We start from the raw sequence: 16,006 nt of genomic DNA, 5'->3' as shown, positions 1-16,006 counted from the left end.
CGCCAGCCCGGCCGCCGCCACCGGCGCGGGGACGCCGGTGGCCACCAGCAGCGCCAGCGCCACCAGGGCGTTACCGACGTTGAAGGCTCCGGGCAGCGCGATGCCCACCCGGACGTCCGCGCCGTGCGGGCCGAGCGCGCGGAAGGTTGTCCCGGTGGGGCCGGCGACGACGTCGACGGCGCGCCATTGCGCGTCGGCGGCCGTCCCACAGGTGATCGCGCCCGGGACGGCGGCGGCGAGCTGGCGCCCCCACGACGTGTCGACGTCGATGACGGACACCCCGGTCCGCTCGGGGGTGAACAGGGCGGCCTTGGCGGCGAAATAGTCCTCCATCGACGGATGGAAGTCGAGATGGTCCTGGCTGAGGTTGGTGAACGCCGCCCCGGCGAAACGGATGCCGCCCACCCGGTGCAGGGCGACGGCGTGGCTGGAGACCTCCATCGCCGCAGCGGTCACCCCACGCTCGACCATGACCGCGAGCAGCGCCTGCAGGTCGGTGGCCTCCGGGGTGGTGCGCACCGAGGGGAGCACGGTGCCGGCCAGCCGCGTCTGCACCGTCCCGATCAGCCCGGTCGTGTGCCCGGCGGCCCGCAGCCCCGCCTCCAGCAGGTAGGCCACCGTCGTCTTGCCGTTGGTGCCGGTGACCCCCAGCAACGTCAGGGCCCCCGACGGGTCGCCGTACACCCGGGCGGCGACCGGCCCCAGCAGCACCCGCGGGTCCGCGGCCACGAGCACCGGGACGTCGGCCACGCCCACACCGGCGGCCACGCCACTGCCAGCCACGCTCCCGCCGCCGCTACCGGCCGCGCCCGCGCCGCCAGTCACGCCCGCGCTGGCGGCCACACCGCTGCCGGCCACGGGCCCGCTGCCGGTCGCGCCGCTACCGCCGGCCACGCCGCCGCCGGCGCCCGTGCTGACCGACCGGGCCGTCGCCGCGATCTGGTCGGCGCCGGCCCGGTCGGTCAGCACGGCCACGGCCCCGGCCGCGACCGCCTGCCGGACGAAGGCGGCCCCGTGTGCGCGCGCGCCGGGCAGGGCCGCGTACAGGTCGCCAGGACGCACCGCGCGGGAGTCGTGGGTGATCCCGCGGACGACAACACCCGCCACAGCACCGCCGGTCACCGCGAGACCGTCGTATCCGACGGTCAGCTCGGTGAGCGCCCGTGCGGGCGAGGCGACCGGACGCAACACCGGTGAGGTCACGGCAACGACACTAGTAGCCGGCCCGCAGGGACCTGCGTCGGGTCACGACGGGCACGGCGGGTCAACGACCCGCATCAAGATCAAGAACGAGCTTCGGCGCGCTCGTGCCGGACGGAGGCACGCCCAGCGTCGTCAGCGCGAAGGTCATCACCCGCTGGAACACCGGCGCGGCGACCGTCCCGCCGAAGTGGCCGTCGCGGGGGTTGTCCAGGACCACTTCGACGACCACCCTGGGCTGGTCGGCCGGGGCAAAACCCACGAACGACGCGACATAGCCGTCGTAGCGGCCGGTGGGGCCCACCCGCTGCGCCGTCCCGGTCTTGCCCGCCACCCGGTATCCGTCGATGGCCGCCAACGGCGCGGTCCCCGAGTCGGTGGTCACCGACTCCAGCATCTGCGAGACCGTGGCCGCGGTGGCCTCACTGATCACCCGGACGCCGGGCTGGCGGGGCGTGGCGCGCACGGCCCCGTCCGGGGAGATGGTGCTGTCCACCAGCCGGGGCGCGACCCGCACGCCCCCGTTGGCGATGGTGGCGTAGACCGAGGCCATCTGGATCGCGGTCGCGGACATCCCCTGCCCGTAGGAGATCGTGGCCGCCTGCTGGACGTCCCACTCGGCGGCGGGCCGCAGGATGCCGGCACTCTCCCCGGGGAAGCGCAGCGCGGTCCTGGCGCCGAGGCCGAAGTCGCGCAGCGCGCTCTCCAGGCCGGCCGGGCCGAGCCTGTGCGCGATCTGGATCGTCCCGAGGTTGCTGGACCTGGCCAGCACCCCGGCCGCGGTCAGGTGCTCGACCCCGTGCGGCTCGGCGTCGGTGAAGGTCCGGCCCGCGATGCGCATGTTCGGCGGCACCGTCACCGGGGTCTCCGGCGTGATCAGGCCACGGTCGATCGCCGCGGCCATCGTGATGACCTTGTTGACGCTGCCCGGCTCGTAGACGTCCTGGGTGGCACGGTTCTTCAGAGTGCCTGGATCGGCGGTGGCGACCTTGTTGGGGTCGTAACCGGGCGCGTCCACCATCGCGAGGATGTCCCCGGTGTTCGGGACCATGGCCACGACGCTGCCGCCGTCGGCGTGGGTCGTGCGCACGGCCTCGGCCAGCGCCTGCTGCGCGGCCCACTGGATGTCGCGGTCGAGGGTCAGCCGCACGCTCGAGCCCGGCACCGGGTCGGATTCCCGACTGGCCGCCGACGGGATCATCCGCCCGGCCGGGTCGACCTCGACCCGGCGCAGGCCGTCCGTCCCGCGCAGCACCCGGTCGTAGGCGCTTTCGATACCGCCGCTGCCGACGATCATTTCGTTGTCACCGATCGTGGTGAACCCGACGACGTTGGACGCGAGCGTGCCGGACGGGTAGAGGCGCCGGCGCTCCTCCAGGACGCCGATGCCGGGCAGCCTCAGGTCGGTCACGGCCTTGCCCACCGCCGGATCCAGGCCCCGGGCCAGGTAGGCGAAACGTCCGCTGCCGGCGAGTTTCGGCTGCAGGGTGTCGGCGGGCACGCCGAGCAGCGGCGCGAGGGCGGTGGCCACTGCCTTCGCGTCGGTGACGTCGTGTGGGTCGGCGTAGACCGCGCGCGCCTCGACGTCCTGCGCCAGCGTCGCTCCGCTACGGTCGGTAATGACACCACGGACCGCGGGCAACGCCACCGTCCGCAGCCGCTGCTGCTCGGCGCGTTCGGCGTAGGTAGAAGCCTGGAACGCCTGCAGCTGGGTCAGCCGACCGGCGAGCACGACCAGCGCCGCGCAGAGAACGACGACCGACACCCGCAGCCTGCGGCGCGGGCTACCCAGCCGCATGGGCGGCCGGGACGCGGCGACGCGCGCCGCCGGCCGGGCAGCGGGACGGGCTGACGAACGGGCTGAGGGATGAGCCGTGGTGCCACCCGGTCCGCCCGTCCGGCCGCGTGGCGCGGGCGGCTGACGACTCCCGGTACGAACGGGCCTACGTCCCCGGCGCTGGTTCGACGACCAGCCCGGGCGCCGCCCGCCCACCCGGCCGCGGTCCAGCTGGTGACCGTCCGTGTCATGGACATATTCGTCCTGGTCATGGACGTATCCGTCGCGTCCGGACGTGCCGCCCTCGCGGTAGCTGTCGTCAGGGTGGTCGTAGTCGGAGTAACCGGAGTAGCCGCGGCCGGAGTAGCCCTGGCCATAGCTGGGGTGGTCGTAGCCGGAGTAGCTGTCGTCGACGTAGCCGTCGTCGGGGCCGCCGCCCCAGCGGTGGGGGTCCCCGTGGGCGGTACGGGAGGCGGAACCGGCGGCCGTGGCCCGGTAGCCGTCCGGATCGGCGTAGCCGGCGGCGAACCCGCCGTGGTCATCCTCATACTCGTACCACTGATCAACAGCGCCACTACGAACAGGAGTGGATGCTTTACGTGATCGCGATCGGCCACGCGCGGCCCCACGGTGCACTGTGGAGCTCACCGGGCACCCGCGGCCGGTGACCCGCCCGCGGTCGACGCGTCACCAGCGGGGCCTCCCACGGCAGCCGGTACGCCGGCGGCCGGTACGGCTGCCGGCTGCGCGCTGCCCGTACCCACCGTGGCGCCAGTACCCACCGTGGCTCCAGAGCCCACCGTGGCGCTGGAGCCTGTCGTGGCTCCAGTACCCGCCGTGGCTCCAGGGCCCACAGCACCGCCGGCCGGCCGGCCCGGTGGCGGCACCACCACGACGACAAAGCCGGAGGACGGCTCCGCACCGATCACCCTGGCACCGGGCGGGAGCGGGGCGCCGGCCGGCAGGTAGTACGGGATGCCGCCGGGGACCATGCCGAGCTGCGCCGCCCGGGCGGCGAGGTTCGCCGGGTCGGACAGGTTGTCCAGCCGCATGGACAGCGCCTGTTCCTCGTCCATGAGATCGGACGAGTCCTGCCGCAGGTCGTGGACCTTGAACGCGCTCTGCGCGAGCGCCGTGTTGAGCAGCAGCAGGCCCATCAGACCCGCGCCCATGAGCAGCAGCAACAGGATGACGAAGGGCGCCCGGGGAGCGTTCCCGCGCACGGGGGGCTGGCCGACACGCAGCGGTGACGGCGCGGACGGCCGGCCCGGCCCGTCCACCCGCNACGCCGCGTAGCCGTAGCGGTCGGTGCGGGCGGCCTGGTGCGGCGTGCGGGCGGGCGGCGTGGCCGCCTTCGCCCTGCCCCGGCCCTGCCGCGCCAGCAGGGGGGCCGGCGCGCTCATGCCGCACCTCCGGCTGCCCCGCCTGGGCCGGCCGGCCCAGGCGTTCCGAATGCTCCGGATATCCCCGGTGTCCTGGATGGCGGGGCGATCCGCTCGACGGCGCGCAGTTTCGCCGCGGAGGCCCGCGGGTTGGCCGCCACCTCGTCCGCAGACGGTGTCTCCCCACCGCGGGTGAGCCAGCGCATCGTCGGTGCGGCATCCGGTGGGATCACGGGCAGATCCGGCGGTACGTCAGGGCGTACCCGCGCGGCGAACGCCCGCTTGACCATGCGGTCCTCGAGCGAGTGGTAGGCAAGCACGACGAGTCTCCCCCCGACAGCGAGCGCGTCGAGGGCTGCCGGCAGCGCCCGGGCGAGTGCCTCGAGTTCGCCGTTCACCTCGATCCTCAGCGCCTGGAACGTACGTTTTGCTGGATTTCCACCGTTACGACGTGTTGCGGCCGGAATGGTCCGGCGGACGAGATCGGCCAGCCGCGCCGAGGACACGAACGGCTCACGGGCGCGTTCGGCGACCACGGCCGAGGCGATTCGGCGGGCGAAGCGTTCTTCTCCGTAGTGGCGGAGGATGCGGGTGAGTTCGTCGGCGTCGTAGGTGTTCACGACGTCCGCGGCGGTGCGGCCCCGGCCGGGGTCCATCCGCATGTCCAGGGGAGCGTCCCGGGAGTAGCTGAATCCCCGCTCGTCGGAATCGAGTTGCAGCGAGGAGACGCCCAGGTCGAACAGCACGCCGTGCACCTCGGTCAGGCCGAGGGCGTCCAGGACGGTCGGCAGCTGGTCGTACACGGCGTGCACCAGGGTGGCCCGGTCGGCCCGGTCGGCCAGCCGGGCGCGGCTGTGCTCCAGCGCCTGCGGATCGCGGTCGAGACCGATCAGGCGGGCCGTCGGGCAGGCGTCGAGTAACGCGCTCGCGTGACCGGCGAGACCCATGGTGGCGTCGACCAACACCGCCTCGGGCCTGAGCAGGGCCGGCGCCAGCAGGGCGACGACACGGTCGGAGAGGACGGGGGTGTGTGTGGCCTCCACCTCGGCCTCCTCGAACGGTTTTGTGAACCTCGCGGCGGGGAAGATGCGGTTCATCCGCGATCGCGCTCGGTGAAAATCGCGGTGTACACGTACAGACGATGTGAATGGATGTGACGAACCGGTGCTGTCGGCTGCACGACAGCCGGCCGGATGACTGCTACCGGATAGCTGCTACCGGGTGACTGCTGGGCGTGCGGATATGCGGGAAACACGTGCGTCGGGGCGGCCCGGCGTCATCACCGGTCCCGAGGGCCCGGCGTGTGCCCAGGTCCCGCCCCGCTCACGCCACCGGACACCGGGGAAGTGGTGTCCGGTATGGAGCGGGGGGAGACCTCGGCGCACACCTGATGCCCCGGGCTGCAGCGGCATGGAGGGCGGCGCGAAGGCTGCCGACGGTAGTCGGTCGGCGCTCCCGGCCGGGTGTGTCCGCTTCGGACGATGACGTTCGGACGACGCTCAGATGACGCCGGGCAACACCTCCTCGGAAAGCGCGGCGAAGTTCTCCTCCTGGCTGGCCAGATAGGTCTCCCAGCGGGCCGCGTCCCAGATCTCCACCCGGGTGTTCGCGCCGTTGACGACGCAGTCCCGGGTGAGTTCCGCATACGTCCGCAGGGCCGGCGGGATGGTGATCCGTCCCTGCCGGTCGGGAACATCGTCCGAAGCCGAGGAAAAGAAGACGCGGCTGTAATCCCGTAGAGCTTTTGCCGTAACAGGCGCGGCCCGCAGGGACTCGCTGATCCGGGTGAACTCAGCCATGGGGAACACGTAGAGACAGCGTTCCTGCCCCTTGGTGATCACGAGCCCCCCTTCCAGCTCCTCGCGGAACTTCGCCGGCAGGGTGATCCGGCCTTTGTCGTCGAGTCGTGGCGTGTGGCTGCCGAGGAACATCGGCGGCCTCCTCGCCCGTACCCGAGAGGTTCATGGCCGTTCAAACCCCACCCTGGTCAGCCTGACAGTGCCTCCACCCCCCACTGCGCGCCACTGTACCCCACTCCCCCCCACCTGTCCGACACTCCGGACACCCCCACGCCCACGTTCGGCAGGCCTCGGAGATCACCTCTCCGGCATCAATGTGTCTTTTGACCGAACATGCCAAAAACACCTCCAGTAACCGATGCAGCGGCTATCCTCGATCGCCGCCGCGAATGAGTACGCTTTCCGGACGGAGCGGACGGATGATTCCCACCGGTGAAGATCATCTTCTGCTCGGGTGCCACACTTGTGGGGGGTCCGCCGGGCCCACCTCGCCGATCTGAGGACGGAGGCCGACGTGACGGTGACGGAGCCCGGCGTCATACCGTGGCGCGAGCCCGGGACCGGCCTGCGCCACCTCGCGGATGTCGCGGCGCGCATGACCCGCGCGGTCGAGAGCGTCATCGACGGCAAGCCCGAGGTGGTCAGGACATCCCTGGTCGTCCTGCTCGCCGAGGGCCACCTGCTCATCGAGGACGTGCCCGGCGTCGGCAAGACGATGCTCGCCAAGGCGCTGGGACGCTCGATCGACGCCCGCGTCCGCCGTATCCAGTTCACACCCGACCTGTTGCCCAGCGACGTCACGGGGGTGAGCGTCTACAACCAGGACACCCGCGACTTCGAGTTCCGCCCCGGGCCGGTCTTCTCCAACCTGGTCATAGCCGACGAGATCAACCGAGCCGCTCCCAAAGCGCAGTCGGCACTCCTCGAATGCATGGAGGAACACCAGGTCACCATTGATGGTGTCACCTATCACCTGGAATCGCCGTTCATGGTCGTCGCGACCCAGAACCCCATCGAGATGGAAGGCACCTATCCCCTGCCCGAGGCGCAACGGGACCGTTTCACCGCGCGAGTGTCCATGGGTTACCCGTCGCCCGCGGCCGAACTGGCCATGCTGGACAGCCATGGAAACACCGAGCCTCTCGACACGGTCGACCCGGTCACCGAAGCCACCGAGATCACCAGACTCATCTCCCTGGTCCGTTCGGTGCACGTGGCCGACGAGGTGCGCCGCTACATCATCGATCTCGTGACGGCGACCCGCCGGCACCCGGAACTCGTCCTGGGCGCCTCCCCGCGCGCGACCCTGCACCTGATCAGAACCGCCCGGGCCCATGCCGCCCTCGACGGCCGCGCCTTCGTCGTCCCCGACGACGTCCAGGCCATGGCCGAACCGGTCCTCACCCACCGGCTGCTGGTCCGAGCGGAAACCGCGGCGTCGAGCGGGTCCGCCGAGGCCGCCTCCCGGATCGTCGCGGACGTCCTCGCCCGGGTCCCCATCCCGCACCGGGGGGCACGTCCGTCGCACCGTGGCCGTTAGATCGCCGTGTCGGACTTCCTGGCGGCCTTACGAGGTCTGACCGTCCGCGGACAGTGTTTCGTGGTCACCGGGCTGGTCTGCTGCGGGCTGGCGGTCGTGGTCGGCGAGAAGGACCTCCTGCGGGTCGGCCTGCTGCTGCTCGCCCTGCCGGTGTGCGCGACGGCGTTCGTGTGCCGGACCCGCTACCGGCTCGCCTGTCACCGGCGCCTGGTACCCGCCCGCGCGACCGTGGGGGCGGTGGTGTCGGTCAGCATTCGGATCGACAACATGAGTCGGCGTTCCTCCTCGGTGCTGCTGGTGGATGACGACGTCCCCGCCCATCTCGGCTTCCGGGCGCGCTTCATGCTCGACCGGGTGGAGCCGGGGGGTGCCCGGTACTTCACCTATCAGCTTCGCCCCCAACTGCGCGGCCGTTACCTGATCGGGCCGATGGCGATCCGGATCACGGATCCGTTCGGGCTGTGCGAGCTCACCCGCACGTTCCGCAGCCGCGGCGAGCTTGTCGTCACCCCGCCGGTGGAAACGCTGCCCGCGGCGCGCCCCGGCAGACAGACCATGATCGGCGACCTCCGCCAACGCGACCGGCCCACCATGGGGACCGACGACTTCGTCACCCGCCCGTACCAGGCCGGGGACGACCTGCGACGGATCCACTGGCGAACCAGCGCCCGCGCCGGTGAGCTGATGGTGCGCCGGGAGGAGAGCTCCCGCCCGGCCAGCGCGACCGTGCTGCTCGACACCCGCTCCGCGGCCTGGACTGGCCAGGGGCCGGCCTCCTCGTTCGAGTGGGCGGTCAGCGCCGCGGGCTCGGTCGCGGTGCATCTCGCCGAGAGCGGTCACCTGGTCGACCTGATCTGTGACGGTGGCGTGAGCGGTGTGACGACCACACCGGGTACGGGCCGGTCGCGTAACCCGACCCGCAGCCCCACCGCGCTGTTGGACGCGCTCGCCGTGGTGACCACCAGCGACGCCGGCCCGCCGTCCCGTACGGCATCCCCGGGCCCGTCGCTCCCCGGCCGACGTGACCTGACTCACCTCGCTGGCGACGGGATGCTCGTGGCGGTCCTCGGAGCCACCGAGCCGGCACGGGCCGGGATGCTCGCCAGAACCCGTCCGCGCGGCGCACTCGCGACGGTTGTGCTCGTCGACGTCACGACCTGGGACGGGAACCACTCCGTGGTCAGGCAGGAGGCGGTCAGGCAGGAGGCTGCCAGACCGGAGAACCTGCACGCCTGCCGCGCGGTCTTCCAGCGTCACGGCTGGACTGTGATCGTCGCTGGCTACGGCGACACCCTCGCCGCGCTGTGGCCATGGGCGTCCGAGCGGCGCTCCGAGCGGAACACAGCCGGCGGCGGTGGGGGCAGCGGGGCCGGGCATCGGGCCGGCCCCCCGACCACCGGCCTGATCCACAATGACCGGCCGGCGCCGCCACAGCCACGGCATCCGCTGAACCCGAACCCACCCCATCCGAATTCGTCAAATTCGAATTCGCCAAATTCGTCTGATATGTCGTATCTGTCGGATCAGCCGCTCGAGTGGCCATCCACCACCGGCCCAGCCACCCCTGGCTCGGCCACTGTCTCCGGCTCGACCGCTGCCAGCCGGGCGGCCGCCCGGCCAGCCAGCGGCGATTCGGCGGCCAGAAATTCGGCGGCCCGCGGACCAACGGCCGGCAGACCAGCGGCCGCCTGGCCAACCACCGCTGGCCCAGCCACTGCCGGTCCGGCCACCGGTGGCTCAGGGACATTCCCTCCCGACGCGGCCGGTGTGGCACCACCGCCCGCATCCCGCCAACCCGCGGCACGCCCGACAGCCTTCCCCCCCGGCCCGCCCGACAGCGCCAGGACGTCCCCCCTGTCCCGGCCATCGGCCATGCGGGAACGCTCCGACAGCACGCCCGAGCCGGCACGCCCGTCCGGGACGCCCCGGTCATCCGCCCGGCGGGTACGCCCTGAAGACGCCGCTGAAGGCGCGTCCGCGACAGGACAGCCGGAGGCGGAAGCAGGCCTACGGCGGTGATCACACGCCTGCCTCCCACCCTGACCGCGACTCTCGGTGGCGCGTTCGCGTCGCTGCTGTGCGCGTTCGCGCTCGTGCCGTTGTTCGACGGCCTGTGGTGGCTGCGGCTGGCTGTCGCTGCCACGGTGGTGGTGGCGGGAACATCCGTGCTGGGCCAGGCCCTGCGGCTGCCCGCCCCGGTCATCGTCCTGCTGGAGGCGCTCGGCCTGCTCGTCGCGGCGACCATACTGTGTGCGGGGGAAACCGCTCTCGCCGGCGTGGTGCCGACCGGTCAGACCCTGGAAACGTTGCGTTCCCTGATCACCACCGGCCGGGACGACGTGGCCCGGTTCGCCGCGCCGGTGCCGCAACGGCCAGGTCTGGCGCTGCTCGTCCTCATCGGTGTCCATCTCGTCGCGATGATCGTCGACTTTCTGATGACGACGCTCCGGCGTCCGGCGCTTGCCGGGCTCCCGCTGCTGGCACTGTTCATGCTGCCGGCGGCGGTACTGCCGGACGGTGTCGGGTCGGTCCGGTTCGTTCTCGGCGCGTTGGGCTTCCTCCTGCTGCTGATACTGGACGGCCGCACCAGCGTCGAACGGTGGAGAAAACCGATCACCAGCGCGTCGGCCTCCGGCGTATCGGGTTCCGGCTCGTCCGGCTCCGGCTCCGGCTCCGGCGCATCGGATGCCGCTTCGTCGGCATCCCCGCGGCTGGGCAGCAGAACCGGTGTCCACGTCATCGGGATCACCGTGTGCGCGCTGGTGTGCGCGGTGGCCGTCCCGGCCACGCTGCCCTCGCTACAGGGGCTGGCGCTCGTCACGCACGGTCAGAGCAACGACGGCGACGACGGCCCCGGCTCGACGGTTGTCATTCAGCCGATCGTCTCGTTGGCACAACAACTGCACTCCCCCCTGACGAGGGAACTGGTGTCGGTGCGCACCACGTCACCGCAGTACCTGCGGTTGACCGCGCTCGAACAGTTCGACGGGCAGCAGTTCACCCTGCGGGCGCTACGCGCCGGACGCGAGGCGAAAATCAGCAACGGCCTGCCCGGGCCGGCAACCACCGCCCACAGCACTCAGCTCACCGCGACCATCAACGTGTCGAAGGATCTGGAGGCGAACTACCTCCCGCTGCCCGGAATCCCGACCAAAATCACCGGTCTCGACGGCGACTGGCGGCTGGCCGCCGAGACCGGCACGGTGTTCAGCACCCGGACCTCCACCGCCGACGCGACCTACCAGGTCGAAGCAACCGTCCCTGCCCCCGCCCGCGACGAGCTCGCGACCGTGCTGGCGGCCGCCCCAGCCGAGCTGAAGATCGATACCGAACTGCCTCCCACCACCGATCCCCGGATCCACAATCTGGCACGGCAGCTCACACGAACCGCCTCCGGCCCCTACCAGCAGGCCGTCGCCATCCAGAACTACCTGCAGAGCGGTGCCTTCACCTACGACCTGGACGGCGCCCCCACCACCCAGGCCGGGGCGCTGGCGGACTTCCTGTTCACGCGCAAACGCGGCTACTGCGAGCAGTTCGCCTCCGCGATGACGGTGCTGCTGCGGTCGTTGGGGATCCCGGCCCGAGTGGCGATCGGCTTCAACGAAGGCGAACGGCAGCCGGACGGCAGCTACCTGATGACCAACAAGAACATGCATGCGTGGCCGGAGGTGTGGTTCGCCTCCACCGGCTGGATCCCCTTCGAGCCGACCCCGGCGGCGAGTGAGAGCATCATCATCCCCGGCTACTCGCGGGCCCAGGACCCGGCTGGAGGGGCCACGGCTTCCGCGCCGGCGGGCGCCGCCCNCCGGCGGGCGCCGCCCAGCCGTCGTCCGCGCCTGAGACCACCGCGCCGAGCGCCGATGTCACCAGCGACAGCGGACAGGGCACGGTGGTGCAACAGCCCCTCACACAGGTACAGCCCACCAGCGACGGGCCGCCCGCGATCCTCTGGTGGCTCCTGCCGGGGGTCGCCGTCCTCGCGGTGCTGGGTGGACCAGCGCTGGTGCGGATGGTGCGCCGCCGACACCGCCTCACGGCCACCCTGCGGGGGACCTCCGACGACGACGGGGACACCGCGACCGACAGCCGGGCGCACGCGGCCTGGGCCGAACTGACCGACCTTGCTGTCGATCTTGGTATGCCGCTGCGGCCGAACGAGTCCCAGCGAGCCAGCGCGACGCGGCTGAGCGCTCACATCTCGGCCAACGCCCGCGCCCCCGAACAAATGATCACGACGGCGGAGGTCGAGGAGGCCCTGGCTGCTCTGCTCCGGATCGCCGAGGCGGAGGAACTCGCCTGTTACGCGCCACTGGCCCTGGTTCGTTCCAACGCACCGGACGAACGGATCGGACGCGATCTACAGACAGTTTCACGAATCTTGAGAAAGACAGCGCCGCGCACCAGCCGTGCTTGGGCCACCATGGTTCCACGCTCCGTGGTCGCCGACCTGGGTAGCCTACGTGCCCTGGTCCGACCGGGAAGCAATCCGGCGTCGAGGCGTCCGCCTGCACGCCGGCACGACCAGAACAGCCGGCACGACCAGGACAGTCAGTGGGACAGGGTGTGAACACCGGAAGCATGGCTCGGTTGCTCATGCCGGCCGCGTCGACGGGGTCGGCTCCGTCGGGAGCGACCCTGTCACTCAAGATCGCTTGTGGCCCGCCCGGCGGTTGGCGGCTGTCGTCGGCCCCTGGTTGACAGTCATCACCAGACCATGATCACTAGTAGTCGACGATCATAACGCCGACTGATCGTCCCGGCGATTGGCGGCGGCTCCTGCCAGCCAGCGACAGCGCCGGCCCTGGCCAGCAATCGGGCTGGTTGTCAGCAACCGTCTGTCAGCAACCACTGCCAGTAACTACCCCAGTCAGTGATCATCCCACCGGCGGCGCCATCGTTCCTCGATCCGCTCGGTGAACGGGGGGCGGGTCCGACGACGGGAGGCCGTCGGACGACGGCTACTGGTCTCTCCGCCCCGGCCACTGATCCGACGAAGATCGGCGGCACCCCGGGACGCCGCGAACAGCATCGTGGCAAAACCGAGCACACCGAAGATCACGATCAACGGTGTCCGGTTGAGGACGACCCCCACAAGCAGGACGACCAGCCCCACCACGAACAGGAGGAAGCTTCGGCGGACCCTGCGCATGAGATAGGTGCGAGGGTTCGTCGAGCGGACCGTGCTCGCGAACTTGGGATCGTCCTCGACGAGGGCGCGCTCGATCTGATCAAGCAGGCGCTGCTCATTTTCCGAGAGCGGCATCGACGCTCCTCCCACGGCCGGCAGGTCCGGCAGACGGAACCTGACACCCAAGAATAGGCACGACCGGGCATGCGCGGTAGGCAACCAACCATGCCGAGACAGACCGATCGCTTCCTGCTGCCCTGACTCCTCCCCGCAGGCGCGAAGGCTCATGCCACGCGGCGTGATCAGCCCTGTCTCCGTGAGGAAGAAATCACCCTGAGTCCAGGTGGAGCCGGTCCGATCTCACCCTGCGTGATAGACCCTGCCTCCGCGGGGAAGCACTCACCGTCCTGTCACGCCGGAAGCCCTCACCGTCCTGCCATGCCTTTCTGCCATACCTTCGTGGGGATCTGCCATACCTTCGTGGGAATCTGCCGTGCCTTCGTGGGAAAGTCGCCTCCGAGGGGATGTCGGATGTGCCCGGCAGCCCCTCCCCCTCGCACCGTGTCTCTCGCACCGCGCGCCTGCCTGATCACGATCGCTCCCGCCCTGGCATCGGCCTCCTGCCGGTCTCGCATCGGTGCCGGTCTCGCATCGGCCTCTCGCCGGCCCATCACGCCATCAGCCATCGCGGTGGGCCCGCAGGAACCCCGCAGGAACATGGTCGGGTGTCCGCCACGCATAGTCATGCCATCTGGTCATGCCGCCTGATCGTGTCGTCGGGTCACGTCATCGGCTGTCGCGGCGGTGGGCCAGGACATGCAGGTGAGCCGCAAGATCCCGAAAGGGTGCCCGGGAGGATGCGGCGATCTCCAACTGGAGCAGCCGCTCCGCCGCGGACGGATCCGCGTCCACGGCGGCCGCGGGCACCAGATCGGCGAACACCCGCACCCCGTGGACCGCGATCACATCGGCTCCGGCGTCGCTCACCATGCGTACCAGCGTGCCGCCGTCGAAACGGCGCGCCCGGTCAAAGCCGCCACAACGTCCACCGGGATCGGCCAGCGCATGCTGTGCCTCGGCGAGCCTGCCGGCGAGCACACGGGCGAGGACGACCGCCGCCCGGTTGGCGGCGACAACGCTGAGCAGCCCACCTGGACGCAGGGCTGCCACTGCCGCGGTCAGCGCAGCGACGGGTTCGTCCACCACCTCCAGCACGGTGTGACACAACAGCACGTCCGAACGGCCTACTCCGACGATCTCCGGCAGGACGGAAAGATCTCCCTGACGCGCCGTCACGAGATGTCTGACCCCGTGCTCCGCCGCCCGGTGGTCGAGCGAGGCGAGCGCGTCCGGGCTGGGATCCACCACGGTCACCCGGTGCCCGCGCTCGGCAAGCGGCACCGCGAACCCACCACTGCCGCCACCCGCGTCCACCACGTCGAGTGTGCTGCCCGCTCGCGCAGTCACGGTGACCAGTGCGTCCAACAGCCCCCGCCAGACCACGGCCTGGCGCAGATCTCCCCATGTCACCGGACGACTTCTGACGGCCATGCCGTACCTCCTCGGCGCCCCGGAGGCCTTGAGCCCCTCAACGACCCGGGGACCTGGACCTCCCCGGGCCATGCCCGCTGGAGAGTTCTCGCGAACCTCGCAACGAGATGAGCGACGCCAGGGCGATCAGTGCCAGGGTGATCAGCGCTGAGGTTGACGGCGCCGGGCGGCCAGCGTCAGGTGACCAGGTTGGGGTAACCAGCGCCAGGGTGGCCACGACCGCCTCGGGTTCATCGTCCTTCACGCATCACGCACTGGCGCGTCTCTCTACGTGCATCTTTTGCGCTCTCTCGCGCATCTCGCACGCCGGTAGCCGGTCTCACGCCGGCAGCCGGAAACCGATGGCGATGCCGGCCACGAGACCCCCCAGGGACAGGCCGACCAGTTGCAGCAGCCAGCCCGGCGGCCGCCGTCGGTCTCGCCGCGTGACTTCGCGGATCCCCACAGGCACGTCCGATGACACCACCCCGTCGACAGCCCGGAGACCATGACCTCCGACGGAACGGAAAACCCACGCTTTTTCTGCCTTCGGCCCTCTGGTCAACCCTTCGGGCATCGATCGCGTGGTATCCCCAGCAATGACTGAATTCATCCGAATGACCTACCGTCGTAATCAAGACGCTCACCAATGGCCACCGATAGTGAACGCCTGATCTACGATACGCAAAACGATCTACATGGATCTCGCAACAACCGACGGGCAGAAGCCTCTGTTCGCGCACAGGACGACATCCGGGATCCCCCGGCAAACAGGACCAGCATCTCCCGACAACGAGAGGTAGCTCTTCCAGCGGTCAGGATCAGCCCGTTCAGGGGCCACAAGGGTGAACCCGCGTCATGACCACACCCGGCGTGCGCACAGCTCCGCATCCTGGCCTTTCCACCCCGTTCACACCCCGGCCTTCTCCGGTGAGCAGGTCACGCCGACAGGCGGGACGCAACTGACGACCGTGGCCGTCAGCGCCGGCTGGGACGGTAGGCCCAGCGTTGTTTCCGCCACCGCGAGGAACGTCTCCGCCTGCCGGAGCAGGTCGTCGGCATCCCGGACACCGACCACGGACAGGCCCGCCTCGGCGGCCGTCCTCTTGGCCGCACCGGCCGCGAAGAACTGTGCCCACTCCGCCAGTTCGGGCGCCACTCGTGCCAGCAACTGCCAGACGCTGACGGGCCGGCCGCGGTGACCGTGCCGGGGGCGGGCCCGTTCCACGAGAACAGCGGCGGCGGCCCGCAGCGCCGCCAGGTGCGCCAGGGCGTACCGCTGCCCGGGAGTTCGGGCGAAGCTCGCTTCGTCGAGTCCGTGATGCGCGGCCATGAGCAACTCGTCGCGGGAACGACGAGGCAGCCCCGCGAGGGGGACCGGGATTCGAGGCTGTCGATCTACGGCCTGCCGACTCATGACCGCTCCCTCCGATACGACGACATCACTACATGGCTCAACCGCATGACGATCTTTCGCATGGCCATCTTTCGCATGACGGTCTACTCCAGTAAGTCGAACATATGTTCGACTTACTGGAGTAGTAAACCTCACCCGTCCTGAACCGTCAACGTTGTCGAGGGGTACGGCTGCGTGGCATCGTGGCCGCCACCGTGTGGCCATTACCGTGTGGCCGCCGGCTCGGCCCG

12 protein-coding genes are annotated in these 16,006 nt (G+C 70.7%); 4 read left to right on the top strand and 8 right to left on the bottom strand.

What is annotated here, in order from left to right; all coding sequences use genetic code 11:
- From FrCorBMG51_RS17485 to mraZ, 5 genes are all read right to left on the bottom strand, one after another.
- Positions 1 to 1,203, bottom strand: a 1,203-nt coding sequence (locus tag FrCorBMG51_RS17485) for a Mur ligase family protein (RefSeq protein WP_047224118.1), incomplete at its 3' end; no start/stop codon positions are given.
- A 61-nt stretch (positions 1,204 to 1,264) separates the two neighbouring features.
- Positions 1,265 to 3,625: a peptidoglycan D,D-transpeptidase FtsI family protein gene (locus FrCorBMG51_RS17480; protein ID WP_235433683.1), complete on the bottom strand. Its 2,361-nt coding sequence runs from the start codon at positions 3,623 to 3,625 to the stop codon at positions 1,265 to 1,267.
- Positions 3,622 to 4,380 (bottom strand): cell division protein FtsL, encoded by a 759-nt coding sequence (gene ftsL, locus FrCorBMG51_RS34930; protein ID WP_052914787.1) that lies wholly within the window; start codon positions 4,378 to 4,380, stop codon positions 3,622 to 3,624. The genes FrCorBMG51_RS17480 and ftsL overlap by 4 nt, the downstream gene beginning before the upstream one ends.
- Entirely contained in the window at positions 4,377 to 5,456 is a 1,080-nt protein-coding gene (gene rsmH / locus FrCorBMG51_RS17470; protein WP_235433682.1) for a 16S rRNA (cytosine(1402)-N(4))-methyltransferase RsmH, read from the bottom strand. The genes ftsL and rsmH overlap by 4 nt, the downstream gene beginning before the upstream one ends.
- 402 nt (positions 5,457 to 5,858) lie before the next feature.
- Complete coding sequence (gene mraZ / locus FrCorBMG51_RS17465; RefSeq protein WP_047224116.1) at positions 5,859 to 6,290, bottom strand: division/cell wall cluster transcriptional repressor MraZ; 432 nt, start codon at positions 6,288 to 6,290, stop codon at positions 5,859 to 5,861.
- Positions 6,291 to 6,672: 382 nt separating this feature from the next.
- Here mraZ and FrCorBMG51_RS17460 point away from each other — a divergent pair, with 382 nt between their 5' ends.
- From FrCorBMG51_RS17460 to FrCorBMG51_RS29045, 4 genes are all read left to right on the top strand, one after another.
- A complete protein-coding gene (locus FrCorBMG51_RS17460; RefSeq protein ID WP_086055532.1) occupies positions 6,673 to 7,698 on the top strand; it encodes an AAA family ATPase in 1,026 nt (341 codons plus the stop codon).
- A gap of 60 nt (positions 7,699 to 7,758) precedes the next feature.
- The gene (locus FrCorBMG51_RS25515; protein WP_235433681.1) at positions 7,759 to 9,717 is read left to right on the top strand and encodes a DUF58 domain-containing protein; all 1,959 of its coding nucleotides are present in this window, start codon (positions 7,759 to 7,761) and stop codon (positions 9,715 to 9,717) included.
- Complete coding sequence (locus tag FrCorBMG51_RS17450) at positions 9,714 to 11,816, top strand: transglutaminase TgpA family protein (RefSeq protein WP_052914785.1); 2,103 nt, start codon at positions 9,714 to 9,716, stop codon at positions 11,814 to 11,816. The genes FrCorBMG51_RS25515 and FrCorBMG51_RS17450 overlap by 4 nt, the downstream gene beginning before the upstream one ends.
- A gap of 23 nt (positions 11,817 to 11,839) precedes the next feature.
- Positions 11,840 to 12,268 carry a hypothetical protein gene (locus FrCorBMG51_RS29045; RefSeq protein WP_162233238.1) on the top strand — a complete coding sequence of 143 codons (429 nt, stop codon included), beginning with the start codon at positions 11,840 to 11,842 and terminating at the stop codon, positions 12,266 to 12,268.
- 300 nt (positions 12,269 to 12,568) lie between these two features.
- On the opposite strand, the gene FrCorBMG51_RS17445 is transcribed toward FrCorBMG51_RS29045, so the two are convergent.
- The 3 genes from FrCorBMG51_RS17445 to FrCorBMG51_RS17435 all read right to left on the bottom strand — a co-directional run bounded on the left by FrCorBMG51_RS17445 (position 12,569) and on the right by FrCorBMG51_RS17435 (position 15,776).
- Complete coding sequence (locus tag FrCorBMG51_RS17445; RefSeq protein WP_047224135.1) at positions 12,569 to 12,964, bottom strand: DUF3040 domain-containing protein; 396 nt, start codon at positions 12,962 to 12,964, stop codon at positions 12,569 to 12,571.
- A 651-nt stretch (positions 12,965 to 13,615) separates the two neighbouring features.
- The gene (locus FrCorBMG51_RS17440; protein ID WP_047224115.1) at positions 13,616 to 14,380 is read right to left on the bottom strand and encodes a methyltransferase domain-containing protein; all 765 of its coding nucleotides are present in this window, start codon (positions 14,378 to 14,380) and stop codon (positions 13,616 to 13,618) included.
- Positions 14,381 to 15,269: 889 nt separating this feature from the next.
- Positions 15,270 to 15,776: an SAV_6107 family HEPN domain-containing protein gene (locus FrCorBMG51_RS17435; protein WP_076842571.1), complete on the bottom strand. Its 507-nt coding sequence runs from the start codon at positions 15,774 to 15,776 to the stop codon at positions 15,270 to 15,272.
- Between the last annotated feature and the right edge of the window lie 230 nt (positions 15,777 to 16,006).

It is taken from the genome of Protofrankia coriariae, from assembly GCF_001017755.1.
Taxonomy (GTDB): Bacteria; Actinomycetota; Actinomycetes; order Frankiales; family Frankiaceae; genus Protofrankia; species Protofrankia coriariae.
Note: the sequence above shows the minus strand (reverse complement) of the source record. Positions and strands in the feature narration are given on the sequence as shown.

Bases quoted from the DNA above. Each gene is read 5' to 3' on its own strand.
- rsmH (WP_235433682.1), bottom strand. From the start codon at position 5,456: ATGAACCGCATCTTCCCCGCCGCGAGGTTCACAAAACCGTTCGAGGAG.
- mraZ (WP_047224116.1), bottom strand. From the start codon at position 6,290: ATGTTCCTCGGCAGCCACACGCCACGACTCGACGACAAAGGCCGGATC.
- FrCorBMG51_RS29045 (WP_162233238.1), top strand. From the start codon at position 11,840: ATGCCGCTGCGGCCGAACGAGTCCCAGCGAGCCAGCGCGACGCGGCTG.
- FrCorBMG51_RS17445 (WP_047224135.1), bottom strand. From the start codon at position 12,964: ATGCCGCTCTCGGAAAATGAGCAGCGCCTGCTTGATCAGATCGAGCGC.
- FrCorBMG51_RS17440 (WP_047224115.1), bottom strand. From the start codon at position 14,380: ATGGCCGTCAGAAGTCGTCCGGTGACATGGGGAGATCTGCGCCAGGCC.
- FrCorBMG51_RS17435 (WP_076842571.1), bottom strand. From the start codon at position 15,776: ATGAGTCGGCAGGCCGTAGATCGACAGCCTCGAATCCCGGTCCCCCTC.